Source organism: Roseobacter sp. N2S, from assembly GCF_031454055.1.
Lineage (GTDB): Bacteria > Pseudomonadota > Alphaproteobacteria > Rhodobacterales > Rhodobacteraceae > Amylibacter.
Genome location: NZ_JAVDQB010000006.1, coordinates 193,548 through 210,398 on the forward strand (window position 1 = coordinate 193,548; position 16,851 = coordinate 210,398).

A 16,851-nucleotide genomic window follows, 5' to 3' on the forward strand; every position below is an offset into this window, starting at 1 on the left:
AGGGTTATTCCTCCATCACGCCTTTGCGCCCCATCAGGCCCCGCGGACGGGTCAACAGAACGATAATCGCAACAAGATAGATGATGATTTGGTCGATAGAAGGCAGGTAGATCGCTTCAAAGAAGCCTTTGACCTCATTCATTGCGGCAAAACTTTCGAGGATGCCCAAAAGGAACCCCGCCAGCACCGCACCGGGCAGGCTGCCCATGCCGCCAACCACCACAACCACAAAGCTAAGCACAAGGAAATCCATACCCATGTGATAGTTCGGGCTGTTGATCGGCGTGTACATCACACCCGCCAGCCCTGCCACCGCAGCGGCAATGCCAAAGGTGATGGTGAAGCGACGGTCAATATTGATGCCCAACAAGCCAACGGTTTCCCGATCCGCCATGCCAGCGCGCACAACCATGCCAAAGGTGGTGAATTGCAAAAAGGCAAACACCGCCCCGATCACTAGGGCCGAGAACCCGAAATACACCAGCCGCCACAAAGGATAGATCACCGCATTGGGGTCAAATCCCAGCAAGACGCCAAAATCAAACGATCCGCGCAGCGCATCCGGTGCCGGGGTCGGGATCGGATTGGCACCGTAATAGTGTTTCACAACTTCCTGAATCACAATTGCCAGACCAAAGGTCACCAGAATCTGATCCGCATGAGGACGCTTGTAGAAATGTTTGATCAATCCACGTTCCATAATGTAGCCAATGGCCAACATCACCGGAATCGCGAATAGAATGGCGAGTGGCACCGACCAGTTGATGATCATCTGCCCCGTCGCCTCGCCGAACCAAGATTCCACATAAGGGGTTTTCACCTGCATCGGATTGCCCAGAAAATCTTTCTTTTCAGGGTCAATGCTGATCGTGCTGAGGTTCAGAATTTTTTGTAAAGTTACAGCACAAAACGCGCCGATCATGAACAATGCGCCATGGGCAAAATTGACCACGCCCAAGGTGCCGAAGATCAGCGTCAGGCCAAGGGCGATCAACGCATAAGCGGAGCCTTTGTCCAGACCGTTTAGAATTTGCAGGAGGATTGCGTCCATAGTCCCGCCCCTTCTTCTTTGATAAGGGTTGCATAATAAAGGCCACGGCAAACAGGTCGCCGCGGCCAGGATTTAGGGTCGGTTCACTTACGCGCCCGGATTACATTTGCCCAAATCGCCACCGGCAAACATCGGGTGATCCGGTGCATATTCCACTTGCGCACGTGGTGTAACTTCGACCACTTCCAGCAAATCGAACTCGGATGTCGGGTTGTCTTTACCCTTCACAACCAGCACGTCTTTAAAGCACTGGTGGTCCTCGGCGCGATACTCGGTTGGGCCGTTGCCCAGACCGTCGAACTGCAAGCCTTCCAGTGCTTCGCCAACGCCGCAAGGGTTGAACGTACCAGCGGTTTCACAAGCATTCGCATAGAGCAGCGTTTGACAGTAAACTGTGTGGGCTGCCTGTGACGGCGGGAAGCCGTATTTGGTGCCAAAGGATTTAACAAAGGCTTTTGACGCCTCGTCCTGTAGCGACCAATGCCAGTTTGTGGACCCGAAGATCCCCTTCACATTTTCACCCGCACCACGCGCCATCAAACGCGAATACAGCGGCACAACGATTTCGAAGTTCTTACCGTTCACCTGTTTGTCGCGCAGACCGAACTGCACAGCAGAGGTCAAGGAGTTCACCATGTTCCCGCCGTAGTGGTTCAGAACCAGTACATCCGCGCCAGAATTCAGAACCGGTGCCACATAGGCCGAGAAATCCGTCGTGGCCAATGGCGTCAGAACGTTCTTAACCGTTTCCCAACCCTTGGCTTCGGTGGCCGCTGCGATGGATTCCTGTTGCGTCCAACCCCAAGTATAGTCGGCTGTCAGGTGATAGGCCTTACGGTCTGTCCCATACATTTTCGCCAGAACAGGAGCCAAAGCCGCCGCGGACATATACCCGTTAAAGAAGTGACGGAACCCGTTGGCTTTCTTGTCTTTGCCGGTGGTGTCATTCGAGTGTGTCAAACCGGCCATGAAAATAACGCCAGCTTCCTGACACAGGCCTTGCACCGCAACCGCCACACCAGACGAAGACCCGCCCGTGATCATGATTGCACCGTCTTTTTCGATCATGGATTTCGCAGAAGCCCGCGCCGCATCGGATTTGGTCTGTGTATCGCCGGTGACATATTCCACCTTCTTACCCAGAATACCGTTGCCTTTCAGGCTGGATTTGCTGCCATTGGCCATGAATGTATTCATCATGCCGCCGTCGCCACCGCCGTTCAGGTGTTCAACAGCCAATTCATAAGCGCGTAGTTCGTCGGCGCCTTCATCCGCGTAGGGACCAGATTGCGGAACGTTAAAGCCCAGCGTTACGGACCCACCTTGCGGCGCGTTCCGATAACCTGCGTGGCTTGCAGCTGTCAGGATCGTTGGCATTGCCATGCCAGCACCCGCCAATGCGCCGCCTTTAATAACACCACGCCGTGTTGGTTTAATCAGAGTCATAGATTTCCTCCCAATGAACTCAATTTTGACCGGTCCGTGCATCCTCCCATGGACACGCGCCCGGACACCTCGTCATATAATTGACATAGGCATGTTCCTGCTTATCTGTTAAAAACGCAATAAACTCTTGCTTTGCAATGATTTTTTTGTAAATATTTTCTCGACGCAACGCAGCAATCTGTAAACTTATTAACGAAATACCCGCAACGTAACGCAATCAAAGGAAAAAAGCCTTGCCCAAAACGCTGATCGGAACACGGATACGCGAGAGGCGGCAAACCCAGAAACTGACCCAGACAGCGCTGGCCAAGTCTGTAGGGATTTCCGCCAGCTATCTTAACCTGATCGAACACAACCGACGGGGAATCGCGGGGCGGACCTTGCTGTCTATAGCCCGCGAACTGGGCCTACAGCCATCCGACCTGACCGAGGGCGCGGATGCCACACTGATCAATACACTGACCGAAACCGCTAAGGCGAACCAGTTGTCCCAACCCGAAATGGACCGGATCGAAGAATTCGTGGGCCGCTACCCCGGCTGGGCAAAACTGCTCAGCGGGCTGGCCCGCACCACACTGGAACAGCGCGAAACCCTGACCGCCATGACAGACCAAATGGCCCATGACCCGTTTGTGTCAGAGACCATGCATCAAATCCTGTCCAACATTACCGCCATCCGGTCCACCGCCAGTATTCTAGCAACGGCAGGCGACATACCCGCCGATATGCACAGCCGTTTTGTGAACAATCTGCACGCGGACAGCCAGCGCCTGTCAGAAACCGCTCAAAAGATGGTGGATTTCTTTGACCATGACGACAAAAGCGAACCGGGCGCGCCGTCAACTGCGGTGGTGCATGATTTCTGGGCGGCCCATGACCACGTTCCGCCTGCCCATGCCGCACCCGAACTGGACAGCGGCCCCCATGCCGCACCCGTGCTACACACCACGTTGGAGCGTTACAAATCCATCGAAAACTCCATGCCCGCCGATCTGTTTGCCCGCACAGCAGCCAAGCTCGGTTATGATCCGATTGTTTTGGCGGATCACTTTGACACCAGCCTGATGACCATCCTGTTCCGCATGGCGCAGATGCCCCCCGATGCGGGTTTTCCGAGCTTTGGTTTGATCGAGGTGGATATGTCAGGCGCCGTTCTGATGCGCAAACCCACCCCCGAACTGGCGCTGCCGCTTTATTCATCCGCCTGCCCGCTCTGGCCCGTCTATCGCGCTTTCGCCCAGCCAGGGCAGATACTCCGCTCTGCCCTTGAAATGCCCTCGGGGGATCGGGTGCTGGTGTATGCCCTGTCAGAGCCCAGCGGATTTGGCAGCTACGGCCTGCCCGCCTTGCTGCGTTCGACGATGATATTCAGCTCTGATCCGCGTGTGTTGTCCAAGGATTTGCCGACCCCGATTCTGGCCGGTCTGCATTGCAGCGTCTGCCCGCGAAAACACTGTACTGCGCGCCGCGTAGATTACATCCTTGCCTAGAACCGCACCCTTGCCCTAGTTTCACAACGCAATCGGTTGGGAGGCTGGAATGCACGAACGCGTGTTATTGATCGAGGATGAACCCCACATAGTAGAGGCGCTCAGCTTTTTGCTGACCCGCGAAGGCCTGTCTGTCAGCACCCATTCCGAGGGCATCAGCGCCGCAGAAACAGCCGCGCGGCTGACCCCAGATCTGGTGATACTGGATGTGATGTTGCCGGGCAAAAGCGGCTTTGAAATCCTGAATGAAATTCGCGGCACAGCGGGCATGGCAGACACGCCAGTTTTGATGTTGACCGCCAAAGGCCAGTCCCGCGACCGCGCAGCAGCACAGGCGGCAGGGGCGTCGATGTTTATGACTAAGCCCTTTTCAAACAAGGAAATAATCGCAAACATCAAGTCGCTTTTGAAATGAGTTTCGCGGATGACTAACCGCCAGACGCGCCCCACATTGCCCAGCCGACCGGGCCGCCGTTTTCGCGATGTGGCCACATTGTTACCCGTCACTGGTATCCTGTTATTGATGACGCCTTTGATGGTTGTCTTCACCCAGTCCGGCAGCATTTTGGGCCTACCCGCGCCCTTTGTTTACGTGTTCAGCGTCTGGGCGGGGTTGATCATTCTGACCTTTTTTCTGGCGCGGCGTGCAACCAGAGACACCCCGCCCCGATGATCAGCTTTAACATCCTTGTATCCATCTGCCTGCTCTATGTGGTGGGCCTGTTTGTGGTCGCTTACGCCGCCGAACGGGGGGCCGAGAACGGCCGTTTCAAGCTGTTGCGCTCTCCGCTGGTCTATACTTTGTCCATTTCGGTCTATTGCACAGCCTGGACTTTTTACGGCGCTGTGGGGTCTGCGGCGCGCAGCGGGTTGGAATTTGTGACGATCTATTTGGGGCCGACTTTGGTCTTTGTCGGCTGGTGGTGGTTGCTGCGCAAACTGGTGCGGATCGGGCGGGTGCAGCGCATCACCTCGATCGCGGATTTACTGTCTTCGCGCTATGGTAAAAGCGGTGGTCTGGCGGTGATCGTGACGGTGCTGGCGGTGGTCGGCACCACGCCTTATATCGCGCTGCAACTGCAATCCATGACCCTTAGCTTTGCGGTGTTCACCACCGCCACGGGGGCGCCTGCACCCTCGCCCACGGTCACAGCATTTTATGTGGCGGCAGGTCTGGCGGTGTTTACCATCATTTTTGGCACCCGAAATCTGGATGCCAATGAACGCCATCACGGCGTCGTCACCGCCATTGCCGTCGAAGCGGTGGTCAAACTGGCCGCCCTGTTATCCGTCGGGATTTTTGTGGTTTGGGGGGTCGCCAGTGGCCCCGTCGATATTTTTTCCCGCATGGATCCCGAGTTGTTGCAAAGCAGTCAGGTCTTTAATGCCCGCTGGATGACGCTGAATTTCTTGTCCGCCTGCGCCATCATCTGCCTGCCCCGCATGTTTCAGGTGATCGTGGTTGAAAACGCCAATGAACGCCACCTTGCCACTGCCAGCTGGGCCTTTCCGCTGTATCTGTTTTTGATGAGCCTGTTTGTTCTGCCCATCGCCATCGCGGGCCAATCCATTTTGCCAGCGGATGCCAATCCAGACCTGTTTGTGCTGACCGTACCGCTGGATCAAGGCTATCAAACCCTTGCCACGCTTGCATTTTTGGGCGGGTTCTCATCGGCCACGTCAATGGTGATCGTGGCTTCTATTGCGCTGTCCACAATGGTATCCAACCATATTGTCCTGCCCCTGTGGCTGCGCAAAAACGCCAATCGCAACCCTGCCAGTGACGATGTTCGAGACCTTTTGTTACGCTCGCGCCGTGTCAGCATTGCGGTGGTTGTGGCGCTTGGCTTTTTGTATTTCCAGTTCACAGGGGGCACGGGGGCGCTGGCATCCATCGGGTTGATCGCCTTTTTGGGCGTGGCGCAGGTGCTGCCTGCGCTGCTGGGCGGATTGTTCTGGTCCAGCGCCACCCGCCCTGCCGCTATCGCCAGCATTTGCACCGGATTTTTCATCTGGGCCTATACGTTATTCTTCCCCAGCTTTGGCAGTTCTGTCCTGCTTAGCGCGGAAACCCTGGCTCTTGGCCTCTTTGGGGTGGCAGCGCTGATCCCGCAAAACCTGATGGGTGTAGGGATCAATGACCCGCTGGTCCATGCGGTATTCTGGTCCCTGGGATTAAACACAATTGTCTTTGTACTGGTGTCCTTGCTGACCACCCCCAGCGCCATCGAGCGGTTGCAATCGGTGCAATTCATCAATGTCTTTGGCCAGATGTCCCCAAGGCGCGGGATCACCCGCAGTACCGCGATTGAAGATTTGCTGATCCTCGCCCAGCGGATTTTGGGGCGGGATGAAGCCATGGCCCTGTTCAAAACCCAAGCCCGCCATCAAGGTAAGGATTCACCGCTTCCCGATGCCACCAACGAGTTGGTCGCAACGTTGGAACGGGAAATCGCGGGGTCCGTCGGGGCGGCAGCGGCCCATGCGATGATGGCACAGGTCACGGGCGGGGCCGAAATTTCGTTTGAAGATATGATCGCCGTGGCCGATGAAACCGCCCAGATCATGGAATATTCCGCCCGCCTTGAAACCCAATCCAAAGAGCTAGAGCAGGCCGCTGTTCAATTGCGCCACGCCAATGCCAAGCTGACCGAACTGGGCGCGCAGAAAGACACATTCCTTAGTCAGGTCAGCCACGAGTTACGCACGCCGATGACGTCGATCCGCACATTTTCCGAAATCTTGCAGGACAATGACACGCTGGATCCGGATCAGCTGAACCATTTTGCCACCATCATCCACGACGAGAGCATCCGCCTGACCCGCCTGTTGGATGATATTCTGGACCTCAGCTTTATGGAAAACGGACGGGTGCAGTTAAACCTTGAAACCGTGCCCCTTAGCCGTGTGATTGATCGTGCGTTGACCACCACACAGGCACAAGCCACTGAACTTGGGGCGAAAATCCTGCGGGACAAAACCGCAGAGCGGGTGATGCTTTATACGGATTCAGACCGGCTTTCGCAGGTATTAATCAATCTTGTGACAAATGCGCTGAAACATTGCGACACCTCTCCACCAGAGGTCAGTGTGCTAAGCGGCATCCATGAGGACCAGTTGGTGATCGCGGTGGCAGATAACGGCAAAGGTATCAGCGATGATGACATTGATCTGATCTTTGAAAAGTTTTCGAAACTGTCCAACAAGTTTTCATCGGGCAGCGCAGGACTGGGACTGCCGATCAGCCGCGAGATTGTTAAGAATTTAGGCGGCACCCTGTCTTATGCAGGTACTGACAAAGGCGCGGTTTTTAGAATTACCCTGCCTGTTGTCGCAGCTGAACCTTTTGCGGCCCAGTAGCCCAGCCCAACAGCAACCACTTCAATCGATTTGGAGATTCGAATCAAATTGTCGATATTTTTCATGGTTAATTTCAATTGTTGCCCTTTTTGATACAAAGCAACACCCACGAAAACAGTGTTTCCATTTTTAACCAATTCGGGCGATTTTGTGGCAAAATCGGGCCCATTTTGGACCATATTGATGGTTTTTGCTTGTTTTGCACATTTCCCTGTGCGTAATTGGACGCGGGGGAAAGCAGCAGACTGGTTTATTAGTTAAAACCGCTCCAAATGCTTCGAATTTTAAAGATTACGCTGACTTCCTGACATCAGGGTGCCGGCATGTAGAGTAACCAGTAACGCAGTAATCAACGTCGCTTAGTCGCGTTTCATTCCAGCTTTCCTGAACTCTACTCTTATTTGGCTCCGTGCGGAGTCGCTGTTTGGTGTGTTCCAAGACGCACACATAGGGAAATGTAAGGGTAACGAGATGACTGATTTTACACTCGACTGGCAGTCCGTAAATATTGACGGCGCAAATACATTAAGCGGCGGTGGCGAAACCGTTGGCGTAACAATTTCCACCCCCGAAAACTGGGATTGTGACAGCTGGGACATTGGTAAAGTTGGCGGCGACACCACGCTGAAATCCAGCGGTGTTGATGACCCGACCAAGGTTCAACTGGGCTTCACAGATCCGGTCGAAAACGTCAGCTTTGAACTATACGACGTGGATTCAGGTTCTGGCTGGGACGATAAAATCACTATTGTTGCCTTGGATGCAGACGGCAACGAAATCCCTGTGGTCTTTTCCGACCTCGCGAACCACACAGTGGATGGCAACAGCGTTGAAGGCAACGGCAACACAAACCCTGGTGTTGAAGGTTCTGGCGCAGCGGACTCAGTTACCGTTTCCATTGCAGGCCCTGTGCAATCCATCACAATTTACCACGACAACGGCGATAGCGCCGGCACAGCAGGCACTGTTGGCATCAGCGATATGACCTTTGATCTGGCCGATGACATTGCAGAACCCGTTGACGGCACCGATGGCGACGACCTGATGTTGCCAGGTTATGTAGATGCGCAGGGTGACACCATTGACGGTGCTGACGGCGACGACGACACGGTTTACGGCTATGACGGTGACGATGTTATTGCGGGCGGCGAAGGGTCTAATACCCTGTTTGGCGGCTCTGGCGACGATGTATTCATCGGGGGCGCGGGGTCCGATCAATTCCACGGTGGCTCTGGTCAGGACAATCTGGATTATTCCAATAGCGATGCGGCTGTGACCGTAAACCTGTCTACATATGAACTGTCGGGCGGCGATGCAGACAACGACTATATCCTTAGCGGTATCGACGGCGCGATCGGGTCTGACTATGACGATACGCTGATCGGCTTTGACGAAGAAGGCAGCAGCGCAGAAGACACCTTTACCAACGAATTCTTCGGTGGCAAAGGCAACGACTATATCGAAGGCAAAGACGGCGACGACCGGCTTTTCGGCGGGGATGACAACGACGAAATCTACGGCGGCGCCGGTGCAGACAGCATCGACGGTGGCGCAGGTGTTGACGTGATCAGCGGTGGCGCAGATGCCGACCGCATCGTTGTAACCAGTGCGGCAGACGGCATCGGCGATATCGTTGATGGCGGTACAGACGGGGATGACAACGACGTTCTGGACCTGACAAACGCAGGCCCCTTCCGCGTTGTGAATGAAACCGTGGACGCAGATGGTGACTCTACATCCGGCACGGTTGAATTCCTTGACCCCACTTCGGGCGCAGTGCTTGGGTCTATGGATTTCAGTGAAATCGAAACCATCCTTGGCGACCGTAGCATGCCCGATGGCACCGTCCACGGTACGGCTGGCGATGACATGATGAACCCTGGCTTTGTGGACGCCCAAGGCGACACTATTGACGGCGCAGATGGCGACGACGACATCATCGAAGCTGGCGACGGCAACGATCAAGTGCGCGCTGGCGAAGGCGACGATCTGGTTTATGCAGGCGCTGGCGACGACAGTGTTGACGGCGGCAACGGCAATGACACGATCTACGGCGAAGATGGCGATGACATCCTGCGCGGTCGCGCTGGCGATGACACATTGTTTGGCGGTGACGGCGACGACCAACTGTTTGGCGGCGGCGACAGCACCAGCGACACACTATACGGCGGCGACGGGTCGGACACAGCTACTGGCGGCGCGGGCGACGATGTGATTGACACATCCGGCCCTGTAGACTTGGCAAACAACATCGGCACACCGGATCGCGGCTATCCTGGCCTTTACGGCGACGACGCTGACCCGACCAACGACATGGACACTGTCTATGGCGGTGGCGGCAACGACATCATCACAACCGGCGATGATGCAGACAGCATTGATGGCGGCGACGGCAACGACACGATCTATTCCGGCATCGACGATGATACGGTTGACGGCGGCAAAGGCGATGACTTGATCGTTGGCGGCGAAGGCAATGACATCATCGAAGGCGGCCAAGGCAACGACGTGATCTACGGCGGTCTGGAAACCACAGATGTGCTGGATATCCCCGACGAAACCGATCTGCGCCCTGATAACGGACTGGACACAATCTATGGCGGGGCGGGCAATGACACGATCTATGGCCGCGACGACGACGATCTGATCTATGGCGGCGCGGATGATGACGTGATCTACGGCGGCATTGACGACGACACTATGTATGGCGACAAAGGCAATGACCTGTTCGGTGGTGGCGACGGCAATGACGTAGCCTACGGCGGCGCGGATCAAGATACCTTCACCTACAATTCGGCTGAGGATGCCATCGGCGACACGGTTGACGGCGGTTCAGGTGGCGATGACTATGATACGTTGGATCTGACCAATGTAGGCAACTATCAGATCATCAACCAGACTGTTGATGCGGATGGAGACTCTACGTCTGGGACGGTTCAGTTCATTGATGACACAGACGGGTCGATCACTGGCGAATTGCACTTCTCTGAAATTGAGAACATCCTAGACCCGACACCTCCGCCTTGCTTTACACCGGGCACTTTGATTGCGACGATGGAAGGCGAAAAGCGGGTTGAGGCTCTGAAGGTTGGTGATCGGATCATCACAAGGGACAACGGCGCACAGGAAATCCGCTGGATGGGCTCCAAAGCCATGACAGGCGCAGAACTGCAAGCCAATCCGCACCTGCAACCAATCCTGATCCGCAAAGGGGCTCTTGGAAAAGGTCTGCCGGAAAGGGATATGCTGGTCAGCCAAAACCACCGCATTCTGGTGAACAACGCCGAAGTTGGCCTGCTGTTCAACGAACCAGAGGTTCTGGTGGCGGCAAAACATCTGGTCAACGCAGACAAAGGCATTTCCTTGGTCAGCGCATCACAAACCACCTATGTGCACTTCATGTTCAACCACCACGAGGTTGTTCTGTCAGACGGCACATGGACCGAAAGCTTCCAACCCGGGGATCAGGCAATGGCCAGCGTTTCCGCCGCACAACGCGACGAAATCACTGAACTATTCCCGGAACTGGCGAATTCCAAAGGCCGCGAAGCCTATGCGTCTTCACGCCTGTCGCTGAAAGCGTTCGAAGCGAAAATGCTTAAATAACATTGGAATAACCCGTCTAGGTCTGAGACTTAGGCGGGTTTTTTGTGACCCGTTTTCCCTGTTTTTCAGGGGATTCGACTTGGCTCACTTATGCGTGGGCCCGCGCAGTGTATTTGCGCGGGCCATCGTTGTTTTGTGTCGTCAAATTCGGTTTTCGACACTAGCTCAGGAATAAACCGGCGCCCGTTTTTGCATCATCGCCGCAACGGTTTCGGCGAATTCCGGCGATTTCAACTGCTCTACAAACAGAACACTTTCAGCCGCCATTTGCGCCGCAACCTGTTCGCGTTGGTTGCGGATCAGGGATTTGGACCGCTGCATGGACACAGGCGCACAGCGCGCCACATGCTGGGCGATGCCAGCGACTTCCCCCATCAGATCCCCATCGGCAAACACCCGCGACACCAACCCGTAGTCATGGGCCTCGGCCGCCGTCAACTTGCGCCCCGCCAGCAACACATCATTGGCTACCGCCATCCCGACCGAGCCCGCCAGCAACATCGAAGACGCCGCCTCTGGCACCAAACCCAGCTTGACAAACGGCGCATCAAAAGTGGCGGATTGGGCGGCATAAACCAGATCGCAGTGCAGCAACATGGTCAGCCCGACCCCAATCGCAGGGCCGTTCACCGCGGCAATCACAGGTTTCGGACAGGTGGAAATCCCGTTCAGAAACCGCGCCACGGGGGGCAATTCATCCGAACGATTAGCAGTGGAAAAATCCTTTAGATCATTGCCCGCGGTGAAATAATCCTCTGCGCCTGTCAGAACCAAAGCCCGCGCATCATCTGATGCGGCATAGTCTGCCAGCGCATCCGCCATCTTGGCGTACATGGCCTGCGTGATCGCGTTGCGCTTTTCAGGGCGTGTTATGGTCACGGTCGTAACGCGCTCGGCTGTGTGAACGGTGATGTGATCTGTCATAAGGCTTTCCTGCGTTGATGCGTCTAAAGTGGTAGGCGAATTCATTTTTCCGGACAACCCGTATGACCGCACGTCACCGCCAATTCCCTTACGCCAATTTCCATACACCAGTGCGATTTTGCCCCGCCCCGCAGGATAGCCCTTGCCAAGCACGCCAAACTCGCAATGATCGCGCGCAAACACGCAAGGGGCCGTCATGACACGCATCATCGAACATTTCTCGGAAATTTCCGCCAATTACGACGCGGTCTATTGCGATCTTTGGGGCTGTTTGCACAACGGTCAACGCCCCTTTGCCGAAGCCGTGCGCGCCCTTGAACTGTTTCGCGATAGCGGCGGACTTGTGCTGTTGCTGACCAATTCCCCCCGTCCCAAAGCCTCTGTTGAAATACAACTGGACGGCATCGGCGTCGCCCGTGATTTATACCACGAGGTCGCCACCAGTGGTGACAGTGCGCGCGCGGCATTGGCGTCAGGGTCTTATGGCAAAAACGTCTTTCACATCGGCCCCGAACGGGATCTGCCGTTTTTCGCCCCTGACCCCGATATTCCGGGGCTGGAAAATATAAACCGTGTGCCACTGGATCAAGCAGAGGCCATCGTCTGCACCGGCCTGTTCGACGATCAAACCGAGACCCCTGCCGATTACGCCGCGATCTTCCTAGAGGCCAAGAACAACGGGCTGGAACTGCTCTGTGCCAATCCCGATATCGTAGTGGATCACGGCGACAAACGTATTTATTGCGCAGGTGCCTTGGCCGCCGCCTATACCGAACGGGGCGGCGTTTCCCATTATTTCGGCAAACCGCACCCGCCGATCTATGATCTGGCCCGCACCCGACTGGCCGCCGCCGCAGGGCGCGACATTGACCAAAGCCGCATCCTGTGCATCGGGGACGGCATCATGACGGATGTTCTGGGCGCAATTAACGAAAATATGGACGTTTTGTTTATCTCTGGCGGGCTGGCTGCCGAAGACACCGCGACCCGACCACAGCCCGACCCGCAGAAACTGGAAGCATTCCTTCAAAAACATAGCCTTAGCCCAACAGCCACCATCGGCCACTTGCGCTAAGGCACACAGCAACGGCAATCACCAAAGCAAGATTGTTGCGACAAATTGTCATTTTTTGATGTAATGTTGCGCAACAGGCTTGCTTCTACCCCGTTTTCCCATTAGCCAAGGCACACGCGCAGCCACAGGACGCCTCTCATGCCAGATACACTGACCCTCGCCCCGCAAAAAGGCACAATCTTCATCGAAGATATGGAAGTCGGCATGTCCCGCTCTATTGCCAAAGTCATCGGCGACCGCGAAATCGCGCTGTTTGCGGAACTCAGCACCGACCATAATCCGGTGCATCTGGATGACGATTACGCCCAAAACACCCTGTTCCAAGGCCGCATCGCCCACGGCATGTTGTCCGCTTCGCTGATTTCCGCAGTGATCGGGGAACAACTTCCGGGCCATGGCACGATCTATATGAAACAGGATCTGAAATTCACCGCCCCCGTGCGCCCTGACGCCTATGTAGAAGCCACAGTCACAGTCGCCGCAATTGACAGTGCAAAACGGCGCGTCACCCTTGATTGTGTCTGCACAGTCGGCGATACGGTGGTCCTGAAAGGCACGGCGCTGGTTCTAGCACCAAGCCGCACAACAGACTAACGGGCCAAGGCCCGACACGGGCCAGATGCAACGATATCAAACTTATATAGACCTGCCAGACACCGCAAAAGGCGCCTCTGTTGCCATGGGCAATTTCGACGGGGTGCATTTGGGCCATCAATCCGTGCTGGCACTGGCCCGCGCAGCAGCAGCCGAAATCGGCGCTCCTTTGGGGGTGGTCACCTTTGAACCCCACCCCCGCCGCCTGTTCCAACCAGACGCCCCCGCCTTTCGCCTGATGTCGGCCCAAACCCGCGCCAACAGGTTTGAAAAGCTGGGGCTGGATCGCCTTTACGAAATCCCGTTCAACACCGCGCTTGCCGCCCTGCCCGCCGAAACCTTTGTGACAGACGTGCTGGTCAACGGACTTGGCATCAAACATCTGGTGGTGGGGGCCGATTTCCGCTTTGGCAAGGGCCGCAGCGGCGATGTCAATCTGCTGGCTGAAATGGGCAAGACCCACGGCTTTGGCACCACAATCGCCCCACTGGTCAATGACGCAAAGGGCGATTTTTCCTCTACCGCCATCCGCCAAGCCCTGTCCGAGGGCCGTCCCCAAGACGCCACCCGTATGCTGGGCCACTGGCACCGCATCGAAGGCACCGTAGAAAAAGGTTTCCAACGGGGCCGCGAGCTGGGCTTCCCCACCGCAAACATCCCCCTAACAGACCTGCACCTACCCAAATACGGCGTCTATGCGGTGCTTGTGGATGTGCTCGACGGCCCGAATAAAGGCCATTATTTTGGCGCAGCCTCACTTGGCGACCGCCCGACATTTGCAGACAATGACATCCCCAACCTTGAAGTCTTCCTGTTTGATTTTGAAGGCGATCTTTACGACGCAACCCTGTCCACAGCCTTGGTGGAATACCTGCGCCCCGAACTTAAATTCGAAAGCCTCGACGCCCTGATCACCGCCATGCAAGACGACTGTATCAAAGCCCGCGAAATCCTCGCAGATTACACATAACATTCCAACTTCAATGTTCTAAAAATACTCAAAAAACATCAGGCCCTTAACAAAGCCACCACATCCGCATAGGTTTCCAACGCCGCAACCCCGTGGGGCCGCAACCCGTAAACCCCCCGCTCTACCCGTTCAAACCAGCCATAATAATCCGATTGCAAAATCGCTGCCGCTTTGACTACGCCCAATTCCTTGCGCGCCAAAGCAGGCTTCACCGTCCCCGCATCCGCCAGATACATCGCCAAACGCAGTGCATCCTGCCGATAGGCGGTGATAATCTTGCGCTTTGTTTGCCCCCCCACATTCGGATCGCCCACACGGTTCTGGAACTCTTTCAGCAACAACTCCCGCCGCCGTTTATACTTGCGTGGTGCATAAGGACCGGGGTCCACATGCACCAGTACCGCCCCGTTGCGCACACTTAGCAGCCCCAACCCCAGCCTCCGACACAGGCGCACCGCGTCTTTGACCTGCCCTTTCCACCGCGCAGTTTTCCCGGCAGGAACAGCCACATAAACCGCATCGGTGATGGATTGCCGGTCCACACCTTGCAACAATAACGCCAGCGACAATTGCAGCTTCAATTCCACCACCACGGGGTCTTCCTCGCCGCGCACCGCCACCACGTCACAATCCTGCACCTCGGCTTTCACCGTGTAGCCCTGCGCCTCTAGAAAACTTTTTACTGGCCCGTAGAGATCCGTTTCCCGCATCATCTGCTCCGTTTTTTGTCTTTACCCTAGACAATCCCGTCCAACGGCTCAAGAACTGCACCATGAGCGAACATATCAAACGCGGCCAATTGGCCAAGAATTACTGGCGCACCACCGATCTGGCCGACATGAGCAGACCGGAATGGGAAGCACTGTGCGATGGCTGTGGCAAATGCTGCCTGCTGAAACTGGAAGACGAAGACACGGGCGGCGTGGCCTATACGAATATCGCCTGCCGCCTCTTTGACGATAAAACCTGTTCCTGCGGCAACTATCCTTTGCGCAAACAGATGGTGGCGGGCTGCGTGGTGCTGACCCCTGAAAACATTGAACGCAACGCCCATTGGATGCCCAGCACCTGCGCCTATCGCCTGCTACATGAGGGCAAGCGCCTGCCTGCGTGGCACCCGCTGTTGACGGGTGATCCAGACAGCACAGCCAAAAGCGGCAATTCGGTTGCAGGTCAGACAGTGCCTGAATATGACGTAGAAGAAGACGACTATGAAGATTATATTGTGGAAGGATTTCAATAATGTATTTCGCCTCTGACAACGCCGCCCCCGCCGCCCCCGAGGTGATGGAGGCCCTGAGCAAAGCCAACACAGGCTATGCCCAATCTTACGGCAACGACGAAATCATGGACCGGGTCACCGCCAAAATCCGCGATATATTCGAAGCCCCCGACGCCGCCGTTTACCTTGTGTCCACCGGAACCACCGCCAACGCCCTGTCCCTATCTGTGCTGACAGCCCCTTGGCAGACCGTCTTTTGCCACCGCCATTCCCATATCGAAGAAGACGAATGCGGCGCGCCGGAATTTTTCACAGGCGGGGCCAAACTGACCCTGCTCGAAGGGGCTGACGCGAAAATCCACCCCGCAGAATTCCGCGCCCGCGCCAACAGCACCGGCGTTCTGGGGGTTCACAACATCCAGCGTGGTGCCCTGTCGATCACCAATGTGACCGAAATGGGCACGCTCTATACCGTGCCCGAAATCACCGAACTGTGCAAAACCGCCCATGACCTTGGCATTGGCACCCACCTTGATGGCGCGCGTTTCACCAACGCTTTGGTGGCGCTTGGCTGTACCCCTGCGGAAATGACGTGGAAAGCAGGCATTGACGTGGTGTCCTTTGGCGGCACAAAAAACGGCCTGCTCGGGGTTGAAGCAGTGATCATCTTTGACCCCGCCAAAGCCTGGGAATTCGAGCTGCGCCGCAAACGGGGCGGGCATCTGTTTTCCAAACACCGCTATCTTTCCGCCCAGATGGAGGCTTATCTGACAGATGATCTGTGGCTGAAACTGGCCAAACAAGCCAATGACGCAGGGGCCAGACTGGAAGCAGGATTAACCAAAATCAACAGCTTCAAACTGCTGCATCCGCGCCAAGCAAACATGCTGTTCTGCGGCATGTCCCGCGCCGCGCATGCACGGGCCAAAGCCGGCGGGGCCATGTATCACCCTTGGCCGGGCGATCACCCCGAAACCGGCCCCGACGATGAATTCCTGACCTGCCGCCTTGTGTGCAGCTGGTCCACCACAGACGCCGAAATCGACGCGTTTGTCGCCTTCGTCCAAGGATAAACGGACCGCCCATCCTCTTTTTGGGGCAAATATCCGCGCC

General features: G+C 56.0%; 14 protein-coding genes. 10 read left to right on the top strand and 4 right to left on the bottom strand.

Features of this window, described 5'->3' with window-relative positions; genetic code table 11:
• Positions 1 to 4: 4 nt before the first annotated feature.
• Positions 5 to 1,051: a branched-chain amino acid ABC transporter permease gene (locus GGE09_RS15240; protein WP_309747013.1), complete on the bottom strand. Its 1,047-nt coding sequence runs from the start codon at positions 1,049 to 1,051 to the stop codon at positions 5 to 7.
• An 87-nt stretch (positions 1,052 to 1,138) separates the two neighbouring features.
• Positions 1,139 to 2,497, bottom strand: coding sequence for a substrate-binding protein (locus GGE09_RS15245; protein WP_309747014.1), 1,359 nt, complete (start codon positions 2,495 to 2,497; stop codon positions 1,139 to 1,141).
• 233 nt (positions 2,498 to 2,730) lie between these two features.
• Here GGE09_RS15245 and GGE09_RS15250 point away from each other — a divergent pair, with 233 nt between their 5' ends.
• The 5 genes from GGE09_RS15250 (at position 2,731) to GGE09_RS15270 (ending at position 10,953) form a co-directional block, all read left to right on the top strand.
• Positions 2,731 to 3,987 (top strand): short-chain fatty acyl-CoA regulator family protein, encoded by a 1,257-nt coding sequence (locus tag GGE09_RS15250; RefSeq protein WP_309747015.1) that lies wholly within the window; start codon positions 2,731 to 2,733, stop codon positions 3,985 to 3,987.
• 49 nt (positions 3,988 to 4,036) lie between these two features.
• Positions 4,037 to 4,402 (top strand): response regulator, encoded by a 366-nt coding sequence (locus GGE09_RS15255; protein ID WP_309747016.1) that lies wholly within the window; start codon positions 4,037 to 4,039, stop codon positions 4,400 to 4,402.
• Positions 4,403 to 4,411: 9 nt separating this feature from the next.
• Entirely contained in the window at positions 4,412 to 4,660 is a 249-nt protein-coding gene (locus GGE09_RS15260; RefSeq protein ID WP_309747017.1) for a hypothetical protein, read from the top strand.
• A complete protein-coding gene (locus tag GGE09_RS15265; protein WP_309747018.1) occupies positions 4,657 to 7,347 on the top strand; it encodes a sensor histidine kinase in 2,691 nt (896 codons plus the stop codon). Before GGE09_RS15260 ends, GGE09_RS15265 begins: the two co-directional genes overlap by 4 nt.
• A gap of 471 nt (positions 7,348 to 7,818) precedes the next feature.
• Entirely contained in the window at positions 7,819 to 10,953 is a 3,135-nt protein-coding gene (locus GGE09_RS15270) for a Hint domain-containing protein (protein WP_309747019.1), read from the top strand.
• Positions 10,954 to 11,118: 165 nt separating this feature from the next.
• Here GGE09_RS15270 and GGE09_RS15275 read toward each other — a convergent pair whose 3' ends face one another.
• Complete coding sequence (locus GGE09_RS15275; RefSeq protein WP_309747020.1) at positions 11,119 to 12,075, bottom strand: enoyl-CoA hydratase; 957 nt, start codon at positions 12,073 to 12,075, stop codon at positions 11,119 to 11,121.
• On the opposite strand from GGE09_RS15275, the gene GGE09_RS15280 reads away from it, so the two are divergent.
• The 3 genes from GGE09_RS15280 (at position 12,074) to GGE09_RS15290 (ending at position 14,516) form a co-directional block, all read left to right on the top strand.
• On the top strand, positions 12,074 to 12,952 hold the full coding sequence (locus GGE09_RS15280) for a TIGR01459 family HAD-type hydrolase (protein WP_309747021.1): 879 nt from the start codon (positions 12,074 to 12,076) through the stop codon (positions 12,950 to 12,952). The genes GGE09_RS15275 and GGE09_RS15280 overlap by 2 nt on opposite strands.
• 138 nt (positions 12,953 to 13,090) lie before the next feature.
• Positions 13,091 to 13,546 carry a MaoC family dehydratase gene (locus GGE09_RS15285; RefSeq protein ID WP_309747022.1) on the top strand — a complete coding sequence of 152 codons (456 nt, stop codon included), beginning with the start codon at positions 13,091 to 13,093 and terminating at the stop codon, positions 13,544 to 13,546.
• Between the two features lie 25 nt (positions 13,547 to 13,571).
• The gene (locus tag GGE09_RS15290) at positions 13,572 to 14,516 is read left to right on the top strand and encodes a bifunctional riboflavin kinase/FAD synthetase (RefSeq protein ID WP_309747023.1); all 945 of its coding nucleotides are present in this window, start codon (positions 13,572 to 13,574) and stop codon (positions 14,514 to 14,516) included.
• A gap of 38 nt (positions 14,517 to 14,554) precedes the next feature.
• On the opposite strand, the gene GGE09_RS15295 is transcribed toward GGE09_RS15290, so the two are convergent.
• On the bottom strand, positions 14,555 to 15,226 hold the full coding sequence (locus tag GGE09_RS15295; RefSeq protein ID WP_309747024.1) for a DUF2161 family putative PD-(D/E)XK-type phosphodiesterase: 672 nt from the start codon (positions 15,224 to 15,226) through the stop codon (positions 14,555 to 14,557).
• Positions 15,227 to 15,288: 62 nt separating this feature from the next.
• On the opposite strand from GGE09_RS15295, the gene GGE09_RS15300 reads away from it, so the two are divergent.
• Positions 15,289 to 15,759: a YcgN family cysteine cluster protein gene (locus tag GGE09_RS15300; protein WP_309747025.1), complete on the top strand. Its 471-nt coding sequence runs from the start codon at positions 15,289 to 15,291 to the stop codon at positions 15,757 to 15,759.
• Complete coding sequence (locus GGE09_RS15305) at positions 15,759 to 16,811, top strand: low specificity L-threonine aldolase (protein WP_309747026.1); 1,053 nt, start codon at positions 15,759 to 15,761, stop codon at positions 16,809 to 16,811. Before GGE09_RS15300 ends, GGE09_RS15305 begins: the two co-directional genes overlap by 1 nt.
• The last annotated feature ends 40 nt before the right edge of the window (positions 16,812 to 16,851 follow it).